Source organism: Caulobacter sp. P1_D6, from assembly GCF_056406095.1.
Map to the genome: position 1 here is coordinate 88,479 of NZ_JBFUAW010000010.1, position 14,410 is coordinate 102,888.

The following is a 14,410-nucleotide window of genomic DNA, read 5'->3' on the forward strand; positions in this document are numbered from 1 at the left end:
GCCATGTACGTCATCACGGGGATCACCGGTCGGGTCGGAGGGGCTGTCGCCCGCACCCTCCTGGAGGTCGGCCAACCGGTTCGCGCGGTGGTGCGCGACGCCGCCAAGGTCGCGGCGTGGGCCGAGCGCGGCTGCGAGGTGGCGGTCGCCGCCATGGACGACGCGGCGGCCCTGTCCCAGGCCTTCGCGGGCGCGGAGGCGGTCTTCGTACTGCCGCCGCCGTGCTTCGATCCCGCGCCCGGCTTTCCCGAAGCCCGCGCCTTTGTGGACGCCGCCCGCGCGGCCCTGGAGGCGGCGCGTCCGGACCGGGTGGTGTGGCTGTCGACCGTGGGCGCGCAAGCCCGGCAACCCAACCTGCTCAGCCAGCATGGATTGATGGAGGCCGCGCTGGAGGGCCTGGACCTGCCGCTGACGATCCTGCGGCCGGCCTGGTTCCTGGACAATGTCGCGTGGGATGTCGCCCCGGCTCGCGAGACCGGGATGATCGGCGGCTTCCTACAACCGCTGGACCGCGCCATCCCGATGGTGGCCGCCGCCGACGTCGGCCGCGTCGCCGCCGAACTGCTGCAAGAGCCTTGGTCGGGACGGCGGATCGTCGAGCTTCAGGGGCCGCGCTCGGTGAGCCCAGACGACATCGCCGCCGCCTTCGCCCGTGCTTTGGGACGCGACGTCCGGACCGAGGCCGTGCCGCGCGAGACCTGGGGCGCGCTGTTCCGCAGCCAGGGCATGGTCGATCCCCAACCCCGGATCCAGATGCTGGACGGCTTCAACGAGGGTTGGCTGATCTTCGAGGCGCCGGAGCACGAGGTGCGGCGGGGCGCCACCGACCTGGACGCGGTGGTCCGCGCCCTGGTCTAGCGCGGCGCCACCTTCACCAGCACCACGTCGTTGGCCCGCATGGTCACCGCGACGCTGGCGGCACCGGACTTGCCGACGGTCAGGGCCCGCGTCTCGGGCTTGTCCACGGTCAGGGCGTTCAGGTCGCGCACCTGCTGCTCGGTCAGGGTCTTGGGCGAGCCCAGCTCCAGATAGGCGGTATAGGCGTCGTTGGCCTTGAAGCCGGTGCGGAAGATCTGGACGTCGTAGCGGCCGGGCTTGAGGCCCTTGAGGTCGAGGCTCACCGGTTCGACGTCCAAGGTCGGCTGGACCTTGGTGTAGTAGGGCCGGTTGCTGACCGCCTGGACCGGCTGACGGAAGGCCCAGACCAGGGCCTGGACGCCGCCGTTGTCGGCCGTGGCCCAGGTCTCGGCGTCGGCGACCTTCACGGCCTTGTCGCCCAGCTGGTTCAGGTACTTGTAGGCGAACCAGGCCGGCTTGCGGATCCCCTGCGGGTTCATCAGGCCGAACCCGCCCTCGAACGGCGCGGTCGGCGGGCCGGGCTCTTCGAACAGGTCGCTGTAGGTCCAGTAGCTCATGCCCTGCAGCAGGCCCTCGGAGGCCTTCAGCTTGGACAGGATGTAGGGTGCGCTGACATAGGAGTCGTGCACCGGATCGCGCGGCGTGTAGCTGGTGCTCCATTCGGTGAAGTACAGCGGCAGGCCGGGCTTGGACGAGGCCTCGATCTCCTGGCGCACCCGGCGCACGTCGCCGACGATGGCGTCGGGCGAGGGCGACAGCTTGGTGTCGCTCTGGCCCTTCTCGTCCAGGAAACCGCCGTCGACGCCGTAGGTGTGGGTGGTGATGAAGTCGACCTCCGCGCCCGAGCCTTCGGCGTGCTTGATGAACTCCGGCGTCCAGGCCGCGCCGGCCGTCGACGGACCGCCGACCTTCAGCGCCGGGTCGATCGCCTTGATGGTGCGGGCGGTGATGTCATAGAGCTCGAAATAGGCCTTCTGGTCGGCCTTCTCCCAGAAGCCGTCGAGGTTGGGCTCGTTCCAGACCTCGAAGTACCAGCTGCGCACCTCGGCCTGGCCGTAGCGCTGCTGGACGTGCCGGACGAAGGCGTCGACCAAGCCCGCCCATTGTTTCGGATCGGGGTGGGACGTGTTGCCCTTCCACCAGAAGATCGTCTGGTTCGAGCTCTTCATCGCGTCGGGCGTGAAGCCCAGCTCGACGAACGGCTTGATCCCCATCTTCAGCAGGCGGTCGTACAGTTCGTCGATCTTGGTCCAGTCATAGACCGGTTGGCCGTCGACGACGCGATAGGTCCCCAGCACGTCGTGGAAGATGGCGTGGAAGCGGACATAGCGGAAACCCAGCTCGTCGCGGGCGGTCTTCAGCTGGCCCAGGCTGTCCTCGCGCAGCAGGGTGCCCGGATAGTCCGAGCCGACCGACAGGTCGTAGAAGCGGTCGCGCGGCGTGGTCGGGGCCGAGGCGTCGATGGCGATGTGGCGAACGGCCGGCTTGCCCTGCCCACCCTGAGGAGCGGCGGCGGCGGACCCCGCCAGCAGGGCGACAAAGGCCGAAGACAGGAGCGCGCCGCGCAGGCCGGCCGTGAAGGTCCTGGTGAGGTTCGTCTTCATGGCGGCGGATCCCTTCCTCGCGCCCTCGTTTTCGGGGCGGTGTTGCTGGGAGCGGTACCATCATTCCCGCCGCGCCGTACACCCCGTCGGAGTCGGGCAGGGAAGGGGTCTGATCATGCGCGGCGGCCGCGCCGACGCGAACCGTTCGCAATGAAACGAGCGTCCGGTGGCCGATTTCCGGCAAAAACTCGGCGTCGAACCCTTCCGTCGGGCTCCCAGCTGAGCTAACCACGGCGCACTATTTGGAAGGCGTACATCATGACCAAGAAACCCGACGGCACCTGGGACAAGTCGCAACTCCCGAGCCGGCATGTAACCGAAGGGCCGGCCCGCGCGCCGCACCGCTCGTATTACTACGCCATGGGTCTTGGCACGCGCGAGATCGCCCAGCCGTTCGTGGGCGTCGCCTCGTGCTGGAACGAGGCGGCGCCGTGCAACACCGCCCTGATGCGCCAGGCCAACGCCGTGGCCAAGGGCGTCAAGGCGGCCGGCGGCACCCCGCGCGAGTTCTGCACCATCACCGTCACCGACGGCATCGCCATGGGCCACGAGGGCATGCGCAGCTCGCTGGTCAGCCGCGACGTGATCGCCGACTCCGTCGAGCTGACCATGCGCGGCCACGGCTATGACGCCCTGGTCGGCGTCGCCGGCTGCGACAAGAGCCTGCCGGGCATGATGATGGCCATGCTGCGCCTGAACGTGCCCAGCGTGTTCCTGTACGGCGGTTCGATCCTGCCCGGCCGCTTCCAGGGCCGCGACATCACCGTGATGGACGTGTTCGAGGGCGTCGGCGCCCACGCGGCCGGCACGATGGACGCGGCCACCCTGTGCGAGCTGGAGCAGCACGCCTGCCCGTCGGACGGCGCCTGCGGCGGCCAGTTCACCGCCAACACCATGGCCTGCGTGTCGGAAGCCATCGGCCTGGCCCTGCCGCTGTCGTCGGCCCTGCCGGCCCCGTATCTCGACCGCGACCAATATGCCGTGGCCTCGGGCGAGGCGGTGATGCGGCTGATCGAGCAGAACATCCGCCCGCGCGACATCTGCACCCGCAAGGCGTTCGAGAACGCCGCCGTCGTCGTCGCCGCCACCGGCGGTTCGACCAACGGCGCGCTGCACCTGCCGGCCATGGCCCACGAGTGCGGCATCGAGTTCACGTTGAAGGACGTGGCCGAGATCGCCGCCCGCACCCCCTATATCGCCGACCTGAAGCCCGGCGGCCGTTACGTGGCCAAGGACATGGGCGAGGCCGGCGGCGTGCCGATGCTGCTGCGCACCCTGCTGGACGCCGGCCTGCTGCATGGCGACTGCATGACCGTCACCGGCAAGACCCTGGCCGAGAACCTGGAGAACGTGGTCTGGCGCGAGGACCAGGACGTGATCCGTCCGGTTTCGGCTCCGCTGTCGCCGACCGGCGGTGTCGTGGGCCTGTGGGGCTCGCTGGCTCCCGACGGCGGCATCGTCAAGGTGGCTGGCCTCAAGCACCAGGTGCACCGCGGTCCGGCCCGGGTGTTCGACGGCGAAGCCGCCTGCTTCGAGGCGGTGTCGAACCGCGACTACAAGGAAGGCGACGTCCTGGTCATCCGCTACGAAGGCCCCAAGGGCGGGCCGGGCATGCGCGAGATGCTGTCGACCACGGCCGCCATCTACGGCCAGGGCGTGGAGAACATCGCCCTGATCACCGACGGCCGCTTCTCGGGCGCAACGCGCGGCCTGTGCATCGGCCACGTGGGTCCCGAAGCCGCCGTGGGCGGGCCGATCGCCCTGGTCCAGGACGGCGACATCATCAGCATCGACGCCACCAAGGGCACGATCGATCTCGAGGTCGAGGCCGATGAACTGGCCCGCCGCAAGGCCGCCTGGAGGCCGCGCGGCCACGACTACAACAGCGGCGCGATCTGGAAGTTCGCCCAGCTTGTGGGTCCGGCCTATCTGGGCGCCACGACCCATCCGGGCGCGGCGAAAGAGACCCACGTCTACGCTGACATCTGAAGCGGCGGGACGCACACTCACGACACGCTCTGGGCCAGGTTGGCTAGCGCCGAGGGGTGAGTGTGTGTCCCCCTTCCATCCGCCGCCCGGCCCAGGCCTCTGCCGTTATCCAGTAGAGATCGGCGTCCACCGCCTCGCGCCGAGCGGTCGGCGCCAGGGTCACGGTCCGCTCCAGGACCATGCCGAGTCGTTCACAGACCCTGCTCGACGGCGGATTGATCGTCTGCGGGGCCGAACAGACCCGGGCCAGCTTCAGCGTTCCGAACGCCTCGTCCAACGCCGCCGCCGCGCCTTCCGTGGCCAGGCCTTGGCCCCAGACGTCGGGATCGAAGCGCCAGCCGACCTCGACGGCGGGCAGCACCTCCGGCAGGAAGTGCGGGACCGAGAGCCCCACATAACCGACGACCCTGTCTGTGGCCCTCTCCGTCGCGATCCAGCACCCCAGGCGACAGGCGTCCCATTCGGCGATCTGGGCGTCGAGGAAGATCATGGTCTCGGCCCGCGTGAAGCCGCGACCATAGGGAAACCGCCAAACCTCCGGCTTTTCGAAGACGGCGCAAAGCGCGTCCAGATCGCTCCGCTGAAAGCGCCGCAACCGAAGTCGTGGGGTTTCCACGTCCGGGAGGGGCGCGGCGATCGTTGGGCATCCGATGGGGTTGGACATCGCAAGCCTTTCGGGGCGGACGCCTAGTCCTTCCGCCGCCGCTCGACCTCGCGGTTGAAGCGGTCTTCCAGGGCGACTTCGAACTCGCTGGGCGGGACGATGCGTCGGGCCATGTCCAGCGGACCGGGCGGGATGTTGTCGGCGAGCGGCCTGACCCGGGGGAGCGCGCCGGCCGGCGTGGCGATGGGCGCGATGTCCGCCGTGGTCTCGGCCAGGCTCGCCGCGCGCTCGGCGTCGCTGACGCGTCCGTCGTGATCGGTGTCGGCGGGGGCGAGAAGCAGGCGAGGGGCTTGCTGGGCGAGCGCCAGGCTGGGCGCGAGCAGGATCGCGCCGAAGACGAAAGCCGTGATGGGACGCGAAACGGACATCCGATCCTCCCGGAAGGCTTGAAAGCGGCGGCCGGGCGCCGCGCGGCCTATTTCTTGATCTTCTTGAAGTCCTTGTAGAACAGGTCTTCCGGCGGCCGATCCTCGGGCGCCGGGGCGCGGAAGTCGTTGGGGCGCGGCAGGCCCTGGTCGAACATCGTCCGGCGTCGTTCCACGGCCGCGGCCGAGCGGGCCGAAGCGGTCAGGCGGACCGGAACGATCACGTCCCGATCCCGGTCGAGCCAGGCGGCGGCTTCCTCGGTGCTGACCACGCCGTCGCGATCGGTGTCGGCTGGGATAAGCGCCAGCGGTTGCGTCGCGGCCAGGGCCGGAGCGGCGCAGCAGACAGCGAGGGCGGCGGCGAGAACCAAGCGCATCGATCGTGACTCCCAAGGCTCGCCAAGCAGGCCAGCAAGGCATTTGGCCGGTCAAACGCGCGAGGAGTCAATCGGGCAGCGGACGGTCCCGAGCCTTCCTCACCGCGCGGGCTTGGGCGCGCTGTCGAGAAACTTTCGGGTCAGAACGGGATCCCACTGGGCGTGGAGGTTGACGCCCCAGTTCAAGGCGACCGGCTGGTCGGGTCCGGCGAGCCTGAGGGCCCTGCGGCCGTCCAGAGACATCAAGGGTGTCGGAGCCTCATCGGCGACCGCGGTCTCGAAGCGCGCCTTGCTGGTGTAGATCGCAAGGGCGTTGCGTCCGTCGGCGAGCTTGACCGACCAGACGTTCACCTGTCCGTCCTTGAGGTCCGGAAAGCGCGTGGCCGTCTCCTCGTCGATCCGGACATAGACCCTGGATCGCAGCAAGGCCTCGCCCACGGCGGCTTCCGTCTCGGGCGTGGGATGATCGGCGAAGGTGACCAGGGCGCGCTCGAGGTCGTTCTCGGGCGTGATGAAGGGCTGGCCGGAGGCCTTGGCTTCTTGACGAAGGCTGGGCTTGCAGGCCGGCGCGATCGCCGCCACCAGCACCGAGATCGCCATGACGGCGGCCCGCTTGATCATCTCGCCCCTCACGAAAGCTTAGTCGTCCAGGTCGAACGGCAGCTCGTCCTGGTCGTTCCTGGGCGGACGCGAGGCCTTGGAGACCGGCTTGTAGGTCTTTTCCGGGATCGGCGGGGGATCGTCGTCCCCCATCTCGCTTTCCCAGGGCGCTTCCGCCGGATCGGCGGTGGTGTCGATCTCGTCGAACAGCGGGGCCGTGGCGGTTGGACGGGCGGGCGCCGCCGCGCTGACCGCCTCGAGCGCGGGCGTGTAAGGCCTGGGCGCGGGTTCGGGCTCGACGGCGGGCGGCCGCGACTGGATGGCCGGTTCGGAGGCGGGCGCGGGCTTGGCCTTCGGGGCCAGCGGGCGGCGGACGATGGCGTCGGCGCGCAGCAGCCAGCGGTTGGCTTCCTGGATGGCGTCGGCCGGCGAGCGGCTCTCGCGGCGCTGCTGGTCGCCCTCCAGCCACAGGTCCAGCTCGAAGTCGGGATGGCGCGGATCGTCGAAGATCAGCTTCAGGCTCACCTGGCCGGCCTGCTGCACGATCTGGTCGATGGCCCGGCGCGGCTCGCCCCGGAACACCCGGCCGATCACTTGGCCGTCGACCGACAGCTCCGCGCCCATCAGCTCGTCGATGCGGTAGATCAGGCACCAGGCGCCGCTGTCCCAGGCCACGGCGGCCTGGTTGCTGGTGAAGTTGAAGCCCGCGCCGCGTCCGCGCCCCTTGGCGATGATCACGGTCTCGGGCGCGCCCTTCAGCACATGGCGCAGGGCGCGGCGGATCCGGCGCTCCTCGTCCATGAACCAGATGGCGGCGCTGCCCACGAAGGTCACCGCGGACGCCGACAAGGTCACGAGCAGCAAAAGACGCCAGAGTTCGCTCATGGGGCCAAATTAGCGAGAGTTCTGGATTCGGGACAGGGGGTCACGGCTTGGTCGTCGGTGGATGTCCGCAATCGGGGTCATTGTTGGGAAACAGCGATAGCTGCAGCGGAGGTCGCTTGCGATTGCTCGAGGTGGAGATCACCGCCGCGAAGTCGCGATCGCCGATCCGCACGCAATGGGTTTCCTGGCGGAACGCGCCGCCGGAGTCGCGAGAGCCGGGACCGCTGTCGAAGATCGTTCTCACCGGCCCCTGGGCGGCAAGCACGTCCAGAGCCATGGCGCGCAGGGCCTCGGCGTCGCCCAGTCCCACCTGCATATAGCAACCGGGGCCGCTTTTCTCCGTGACGACGATCCGTCCGGCCCCGGTCATGCGGTGGACGCCCCTGCCGTTGTCGCGGAGATAGCCGTTCGGGACGTCGGTCAAACGCCCGCCCGCCCGCGCGGCGGCCACGCATCCATGGGTCAGAGCGTAGCGCGCCGATTCCGTGGGCGAGGTGAGGGCGGAAAACGGTGGGGTCGGGCTCTTGGCCGGAGCATCGGCGGCGAAGGCGACCAGCAACAGACCCGTGAGCAGCATGGTGCAACTCCAATGTAAGTATGTGAACACTCACATTGGTGTGGTTCAAGGTCAAGCCGTATCCGGTCTCATCCGACCTAAAGGTTGAGCTGGGCCACCACCGGCACGTGGTCCGAAGGCTTTTCCTTGTCGCGTTCGTCGCGGTGGATCACGACGCCGGCCAGCTTGTCGGCCGCCTGGGGCGACAGCAGCAGGTGGTCGATGCGGATTCCCAGGTTCCGGGGCCAGGCGCCGGCCTGGTAGTCCCAGAAGGTGTAGCCGCCCGGCGTTCCGTCGACCTGCATGTAGGCGTCCGTGAAGCCCAGGTTCTTCAGGGCCCGGAACGCGCCCCGGCTTTCCAGGCGGAACAGGGCGTCGTTCACCCAGGCCTCGGGATTGGCCACGTCCTCGACCTCGGGAATGACGTTGTAGTCGCCGGCGATGACCAGCGGCTCCTCGAGCGCCAGCAGGCCTTGGGCGTGAGCATGAAGGCGCTTCATCCAGGCCAGCTTGTAGTCGAACTTCTCGGTGTCGACCGGATTGCCGTTGGGCAGGTAGATGCCGACCATCCGGAACGGCGTCGGCGCGGCGATCACCGCCTCGATGTAGCGCGACTGCTCGTCGATCTCGCCGTCAAAGAGGAAGGGCAGGCCCTTGCGCACATCCTCCATCGGGAACTTCGAGAGCATGGCCACGCCGTTGTAGGTCTTCTGGCCGTGGACGGCGACGTTGTAGCCCAGGCGCTCGAAGGCCTCGGTCGGGAACTTCTCGTCCAGGCATTTGATCTCCTGGAGCACGGCCACGTCGGGCGCGGCCGATTCGAACCACTCCAGGACTCTTTCCAGGCGAGCATTGACGGAATTGACGTTCCAGGTGGCGATGCGCATTGACGGCTCCAGTCGGCGGCGGGAGGCTAGGGCGCATGGCGAGCACGCTCAAGTCGGGGTTCCAGATTTCGCGACGCAACCGGCGCCTGTTGATGGTTCTGGCGACGCTGACCTGCTGCGCCATGGCCGTGGCGGGCGGGATCGGCGCGGTGTTCACGCCGCTGGTGTTCGACGCGCCCGGCTCGCTCCGTAACCCCGTCGCCTGGCTGGGCTTCGTGCTGGGCGCGGGGTTCTGGGTGGTCTGCCTGCTGGCCCCGCTGCTGGCCTGGATCGAATGGCGGCGCGGGCGCGAGCCGATCGCCTGGGCAGCCATGGCCGCGCCCGTGGCCTGGGCCGCCGCGACCCTGACGGTGCTGCAGTTCGTGCCGGCCTAAATCGAGAAGCTGACGCCGCAGCCGCAGCTGGACTTGGCGTTGGGGTTGCGCACCCGGAATTCGGCGCCGGCCAGTTCGTCGACGAAATCGATCTCCGAGCCCTTCAGCAGGGCCAGGGAGATCACGTCCACCAGGGCCGCGGCCCCGTCGCGCTCGACCTTCAGGTCGTCGGGCTCGGCGCTGTCGACCAGATCGAACCGGTACTGGAATCCCGAGCAGCCGCCCCCGTCGACGGCGACGCGCAGCATCACCGGATGGCCCTCGGCCGCCGAGATCGTGTGGAGCCGGCGGGCGGCGTTGGAAGAAAGCGTTACGGCTGTGTCGGTCATGGCTGTGGAAAACCCGTGCTTGGCCTATATGAGGGTGTCCGCGCCCCAGGGAAAGGGGGCGATCAGCAAAGGCCCCCCATGTCGTCGACTCCCTTCTTCGTCCAGCGCGCCCCCTATGCCGAGGATCCGGCCAAGTCCCGGGGCCGCCGCTTCCAGGAAGACGAGAGCCGCACGCGCACCCCGTTCGCCCGCGACCGCGACCGCATCATCCACACCTCGGCCTTTCGCCGGCTGAAGGAAAAGACCCAGGTGTTCGTCGCCCACGAAGGCGACAACTTCCGCACCCGCCTGACCCATTCGCTGGAAGTGGCGCAGGTGGCGCGCTCGCTGGCGACCGCCCTGGGGCTGGACAGCGACCTGGCCGAGACCATCGCCCTGGGCCACGACATCGGCCACCCGCCGTTCGGCCACGCCGGCGAGGACGAGCTGCAGGCCTGCATGAAGGCGTTCGGCGGCTTCGACCACAACGTCCAGACCTTCCGCGTCGTCACCGAACTGGAGCGTCGCTATCCGGACTTCCACGGCCTGAACCTGACCTGGGAGACCCTGGAAGGGATCATCAAGCACAACGGCCCGGTGACCGAGAAGCTGGGCAAGCCGTCCTGGAAGGCGATCTCCAAGTACGACAGCGAGTACAAGCTGGGCCTGAACACGTGGGCTTCGGCGGAAGCGCAGGTCGCGGCCCTGGCCGACGACATCGCCTACAACAACCACGACGTCGACGACGGGGTCGAGGCGGGGCTGTTCACCCTGGACGAGCTGATGGACGTGCCGCTGATCGGTCCGATCCTGGCGGCCGTCCGCAGCGAGCGTCCGGACTTGGACCTGCGCCTGACGCGGCTGGAGGCCGTGCGCCGGATGATCGGGGCCATGGTCGACGACGTGATGGGCGAAACCCTGCAGCGCGCCGCCGCCACCGGCGTGCAGTCGGCCGAGGACGTCCGCAACTTGGATCACGCCCTGGTCGCCTTCTCGCCGGACATGGCCGAGGACCTGGCCCGGCTGCGCCAGTTCCTGCACGCGCGGATGTACCGCCACTGGAAGGTCAACCGCACGCGCAGCCAGGCGCGCCGCATTCTGGCCGAGATGTTCGGTCTGTTCTTGGCCGAGCCCGACGTCCTGCCGTCGGAATGGTTCGCCCGATCGCGGAACCGCGACGAGGCCGGCCGCGCCCGCGTCGTGTGCGACTACATCGCGGGCATGACCGACCGTTTCGCCATCGAAGAGCACCGGAAGTTGTTTCAGCTGGATGTCTGGAACTAAACCGACGCTCGGGGGCGGTTCTGGGTAGGCTCGGGCTCCGATAAACTATGTCGGCGCGTGGCCGATTCGCTGTGAGCGATCCCGCGCGTATGAATTCTGGAGCCTCGACGCGAATGTCCGATCCCCACCGCGGCGCCTATACGCCGCCCACCGATGCGCCTCTGTCGTTCGACGCGCGTCAGCCTGTTCGCGGCTCGCGGCCCCTGCCCATGACCCTGATCATCAGCGCCGTGGTGCTGGCGACCCTGGTGGTCGCGGTGCTGCTGATCTATCGCGGCGGCGTGCGCGGCCCCAACGAGCCGCCGCGCACGGTGGGAGAGCCCGTCGCCGCGATGAAGACCGCGCCGCCGGCCGGGACCGCCCAGCCGACCGATCCGGCTTCGGGCCTGCAGATCTACAAGAACGAGACCCCCGAGGCCTCGCCGACCTTCGCCGCCAAGCCGGAAGAGCCGCTGGCCCGTCCGCCCGCGCCGGCCCCGACGGCCCCGGTCCAGACCGCGACCCTGCAGCCGGCCAAGCCCGCGCCGACCGGCCCCAGCGCGCCGGTCTCGGCCGTGCCGGCCAAGCCCGCCGGCAAGCCGCAGACGATCGAAGGCCTGGCCACCGCCGCCGTCTCGCCCCGCGCGACGACCCCGGTCGCGACCAAGCCCGCCGCCGTTCCGGCCCCCGCGGCTTCGGCCGGTGGTCCGGCGAGCGTGCAGATCGGCGCCCTGTCCTCGACCGCCCTGGCCGACAAGGCCTGGTCCGACGCCGCCCGCATCGCGCCGGGCATGGCCGCGGGCAAGGGCAAGCGGGTCGAGGCGATCGACAAGAACGGCGCCACGCTCTACCGCACCGCCGTGACCGGCTTCGCCAGCCGCGCGGAGGCCAAGGCCTTCTGCGACGCCCTGACCGCCGCCGGCAAATCCTGCTTCGTGAAATAAGGGAGCAGGGCGCTTGGCCAGCATCTCCGCCGCTATCCTCGGCTGCGCCGGGACCACCCTGACGGCGGAAGAAGCCGCGTTCTTCCGGGACGTGAAGCCGTGGGGCTTCATCCTGTTCAAGCGCAACATCGCCGACCCGAACCAGGTCCGGGCCCTGACGGCGGCGCTGCGCGAGACGGTGGGCCGTCCCGACGCCCCGATCCTGATCGACCAGGAGGGCGGTCGCGTCGCCCGGCTCGGCGAACCCCACTGGAAGAAGTACCCGCCTGGCCGCGCCTATGGCGAGATGGTGGCTAACGACCCGCTGGTCGCCCGTGAGGTCACTCGCCTGGGCGCGCGCCTGATCGCCCACGACCTGCTGTCGCTGGGGATCAATGTCGACTGCGTGCCGGTGCTGGACGTGCCGGACCCGCAGGGCCACGAGATCATCGGCGACCGCGCCTATGGCGACACGCCCGAGCAGGTGGCGACCCTGGGCCGCGCGGCGGCCGAGGGCCTGCTGGCCGGCGGCGTCCTGCCGATCATCAAGCACATCCCCGGCCACGGCCGCGCCATGAGCGACAGCCACCTGGAGCTGCCGGTGGTGAAGGCCAAGCTGGCCGAGCTGGACGCCCGCGACTTCGCGCCCTTCCGCGTGCTGTCGGACATGCCGATGGCGATGACCGCCCACGTCGTCTACACGGCCATCGACCGCAGCCGTCCGGCCACGACCTCGCGCAAGGCGATCAAGAAAATCATCCGCGAATCCATCGGGTTCGACGGGCTTCTGATGAGCGACGACCTGTCGATGAAGGCGCTGTCGGGCGACTTCAGGCAGCGCGCCAAGGACAGCCTGGCCGCCGGCTGCGACGTGGTCCTGCACTGCAACGGCGACATGGCCGAGATGAAGGCCGTGATGTCGGGCGTCGGCAAGCTGTCGCGGGAGGCCAAGCGCCGGGTGCAGGCGGTCATGGGCCGTCTGGTGAAGGTCCCCGAGCCGCTGGACGTCGCCGAGGCCCGGGCCCGCTTCGACGCGGCCTTTGACGGACGCTTTGCGTGAGCACGGGCTTCCAGCCCACGCTGGACTTCGAAGCGGCCAACGAGGCGGCCGAGGACGGCGCCGCGCTGGTCATCGATATCGACGGCTACGAAGGCCCGCTGCACGTGCTGCTGGCCCTGGCGCGCAGCCAGAAGGTCGACCTGCTGCAGCTGTCGATCACCAAGCTGGCCGAGCAGTACCTGGCCTTCGTCCAGCAGGCCCGCCGCGTGCGCTTCTCGCTGGCCGCCGACTACCTGGTGATGGCCGCCTGGCTGGCCTATCTGAAGTCGCGCCTGCTGCTGCCCAAGCCCGAGCGCCCCAAGGCCGAGGAGCCGCCGGCCGAGGAGATGGCCGCCCAGCTGGCCTTCCGCCTGGCCAAGCTGGACGTGATGCGCAAGGCCGTCGAGGCCCTGAAGGAACAGCCGACCCTCAAGCGCGACGTCTTCATGCGCGGCGATCCCGAGGCGGTGAAGATCGTCTCCTCGACCCGCTTCGAGGGCGACCTCTACGCCCTGATGACCGCCTACATCACCCAGCGAAAGCGCGAGCACGGCCGCCACTACGCCCCGCGTCCGCCCCAGGCCTATCCGCTGGAGGACGCCCGCGACCGCCTGCGCGACCTGCTGCCCGAGATGAAGGACTGGACCACCCTGTCGGGCGTCGCGCCGGTCGGTCGCTGGGAGGAGGACCCCGACGGTCCCAGCCCGGCCAGCTACCTGGCCTCGACCCTGTCGGCCAGCCTGGAGCTGGTGAAGGAGGGGATCCTGGAAGCGCGGCAGATGGAGGCGTTCTCGGACATCTATCTGAGGGCCAGGGCCGAACCGTTGGAGCCTATTGTATGAGCCGCACGACCCAGTCCCTCCCCCTGTGGGGGAGGCGATCGCGCAGCGATCGGTGGGGGGATATTGGAGAGGTGGGTCTACTCCCCCCTCCGGCCCATTCGGGCCGCCTCCCCCACGGGGGGAGGGTCTGATGGCGTTGGACCCTCTGCTGACCGAACGCTGCATCGAGGCCCTGCTGTTCGCGGCGGCCGAGCCGCTGAGCGTCGAGGACCTGGCCAAGCGCCTGCCCGAGGGGGCCGATATCGGCGCGGGCCTGGCCGACCTGCACAGCCGCTACGCCGGTCGCGGCATCGAACTGGTGCAGGTGGCCGGCCGCTGGCGGTTCCAGACCGCCGCCGACCTGGCTTTCCTGATGACCGAGGAGCGCGAGGAGCCGCGCCGCCTGTCCAAGGCCGCCCAGGAGACCCTGGCCATCATCGCCTATCACCAGCCCGTCACCCGGGCCGAAATCGAGGCGGTGCGCGGCGTCCAGGCCAGCCGGGGCACGCTGGACGTGCTGCTGGAGCTGGGCCTGGTCAAGATGCGCGGCCGCCGGCGCACGCCGGGGCGCCCCGTGACCTTCGGCACCACCGACGCTTTCCTCGAACACTACGGCCTGGCGACCCTGGGCGACCTGCCGGGAATCGCCGAGATGCGCGCGGCGGGTTTGCTGGCGCTCGACCTGCCGCCGGGCTTTTCCGTTCCGGATCCGATGGGCCTGCGGGCCGGCGAAGACGAGGACCCGCTGGAGGACGGCGACGAGGCCCCGGAATTCGCTCAGGATTTCCTCGGAGATCTCGAAAACCGATAGGCCCTTTACACATCGTCGCAGGCGGCGGCTTATCGTCCGGCGCCGCTTTGCCCCCCGCCTCGCGACCGCCTATATTGTCAGAGATA

Annotated in this window: 17 protein-coding genes; 8 read left to right on the top strand and 9 right to left on the bottom strand. The window is 69.6% G+C overall.

Annotation, left to right across the window (positions count from 1 at the left end):
- Positions 1–3 precede the first annotated feature (3 nt).
- The gene (locus AC1DYP_RS07420; RefSeq protein ID WP_477045797.1) at positions 4–858 is read left to right on the top strand and encodes an NmrA family NAD(P)-binding protein; all 855 of its coding nucleotides are present in this window, start codon (positions 4–6) and stop codon (positions 856–858) included.
- Here the strand turns inward: AC1DYP_RS07420 and AC1DYP_RS07425 are convergent.
- The gene (locus tag AC1DYP_RS07425; RefSeq protein WP_477045798.1) at positions 855–2,462 is read right to left on the bottom strand and encodes a GH39 family glycosyl hydrolase; all 1,608 of its coding nucleotides are present in this window, start codon (positions 2,460–2,462) and stop codon (positions 855–857) included. The two genes, AC1DYP_RS07420 and AC1DYP_RS07425, sit on opposite strands and share 4 nt — an antisense overlap.
- A 258-nt stretch (positions 2,463–2,720) precedes the next feature.
- On the opposite strand from AC1DYP_RS07425, the gene ilvD reads away from it, so the two are divergent.
- Positions 2,721–4,451 carry a dihydroxy-acid dehydratase gene (gene ilvD, locus AC1DYP_RS07430; protein ID WP_477033509.1) on the top strand — a complete coding sequence of 577 codons (1,731 nt, stop codon included), beginning with the start codon at positions 2,721–2,723 and terminating at the stop codon, positions 4,449–4,451.
- Positions 4,452–4,494: 43 nt separating this feature from the next.
- Here ilvD and AC1DYP_RS07435 read toward each other — a convergent pair whose 3' ends face one another.
- The 7 genes from AC1DYP_RS07435 to xth form a co-directional block, all read right to left on the bottom strand.
- Positions 4,495–5,115, bottom strand: a complete 621-nt coding sequence (locus AC1DYP_RS07435) for a GNAT family N-acetyltransferase (protein WP_477045799.1) — start codon at positions 5,113–5,115, stop codon at positions 4,495–4,497.
- Positions 5,116–5,138: 23 nt separating this feature from the next.
- On the bottom strand, positions 5,139–5,483 hold the full coding sequence (locus AC1DYP_RS07440) for a hypothetical protein (protein ID WP_477045800.1): 345 nt from the start codon (positions 5,481–5,483) through the stop codon (positions 5,139–5,141).
- Positions 5,484–5,530: 47 nt separating this feature from the next.
- On the bottom strand, positions 5,531–5,857 hold the full coding sequence (locus tag AC1DYP_RS07445; protein WP_477045801.1) for a hypothetical protein: 327 nt from the start codon (positions 5,855–5,857) through the stop codon (positions 5,531–5,533).
- Positions 5,858–5,956: 99 nt separating this feature from the next.
- Positions 5,957–6,478, bottom strand: coding sequence for an SseB family protein (locus AC1DYP_RS07450; RefSeq protein WP_477045802.1), 522 nt, complete (start codon positions 6,476–6,478; stop codon positions 5,957–5,959).
- An 18-nt stretch (positions 6,479–6,496) separates the two neighbouring features.
- On the bottom strand, positions 6,497–7,342 hold the full coding sequence (locus AC1DYP_RS07455; RefSeq protein ID WP_477045803.1) for a hypothetical protein: 846 nt from the start codon (positions 7,340–7,342) through the stop codon (positions 6,497–6,499).
- Between the two features lie 40 nt (positions 7,343–7,382).
- Positions 7,383–7,919 carry a hypothetical protein gene (locus AC1DYP_RS07460; protein WP_477045804.1) on the bottom strand — a complete coding sequence of 179 codons (537 nt, stop codon included), beginning with the start codon at positions 7,917–7,919 and terminating at the stop codon, positions 7,383–7,385.
- Positions 7,920–7,996: 77 nt separating this feature from the next.
- Positions 7,997–8,785, bottom strand: coding sequence for an exodeoxyribonuclease III (gene xth, locus AC1DYP_RS07465; protein ID WP_477045805.1), 789 nt, complete (start codon positions 8,783–8,785; stop codon positions 7,997–7,999).
- Positions 8,786–8,820: 35 nt separating this feature from the next.
- Between xth and AC1DYP_RS07470 the strand changes: the two genes are divergently transcribed.
- A complete protein-coding gene (locus AC1DYP_RS07470; RefSeq protein WP_477033514.1) occupies positions 8,821–9,159 on the top strand; it encodes a hypothetical protein in 339 nt (112 codons plus the stop codon).
- Here AC1DYP_RS07470 and erpA read toward each other — a convergent pair.
- A complete protein-coding gene (gene erpA, locus AC1DYP_RS07475; RefSeq protein ID WP_422182527.1) occupies positions 9,156–9,488 on the bottom strand; it encodes an iron-sulfur cluster insertion protein ErpA in 333 nt (110 codons plus the stop codon). The genes AC1DYP_RS07470 and erpA overlap by 4 nt on opposite strands.
- Before the next feature lie 78 nt (positions 9,489–9,566).
- On the opposite strand from erpA, the gene AC1DYP_RS07480 reads away from it, so the two are divergent.
- The 5 genes from AC1DYP_RS07480 (at position 9,567) to scpB (ending at position 14,324) form a co-directional block, all read left to right on the top strand.
- Positions 9,567–10,751, top strand: a complete 1,185-nt coding sequence (locus AC1DYP_RS07480; RefSeq protein WP_477045806.1) for a deoxyguanosinetriphosphate triphosphohydrolase — start codon at positions 9,567–9,569, stop codon at positions 10,749–10,751.
- Positions 10,752–10,864: 113 nt separating this feature from the next.
- Positions 10,865–11,674 carry a cell division protein FtsN gene (gene ftsN / locus AC1DYP_RS07485; RefSeq protein ID WP_477045807.1) on the top strand — a complete coding sequence of 270 codons (810 nt, stop codon included), beginning with the start codon at positions 10,865–10,867 and terminating at the stop codon, positions 11,672–11,674.
- A gap of 13 nt (positions 11,675–11,687) precedes the next feature.
- A complete protein-coding gene (gene nagZ, locus AC1DYP_RS07490) occupies positions 11,688–12,713 on the top strand; it encodes a beta-N-acetylhexosaminidase (RefSeq protein WP_477045808.1) in 1,026 nt (341 codons plus the stop codon).
- On the top strand, positions 12,710–13,534 hold the full coding sequence (locus tag AC1DYP_RS07495) for a segregation and condensation protein A (RefSeq protein WP_477045809.1): 825 nt from the start codon (positions 12,710–12,712) through the stop codon (positions 13,532–13,534). The genes nagZ and AC1DYP_RS07495 overlap by 4 nt, the downstream gene beginning before the upstream one ends.
- 127 nt (positions 13,535–13,661) lie before the next feature.
- Positions 13,662–14,324, top strand: coding sequence for an SMC-Scp complex subunit ScpB (gene scpB / locus AC1DYP_RS07500; protein WP_477045825.1), 663 nt, complete (start codon positions 13,662–13,664; stop codon positions 14,322–14,324).
- Positions 14,325–14,410 lie beyond the last annotated feature (86 nt).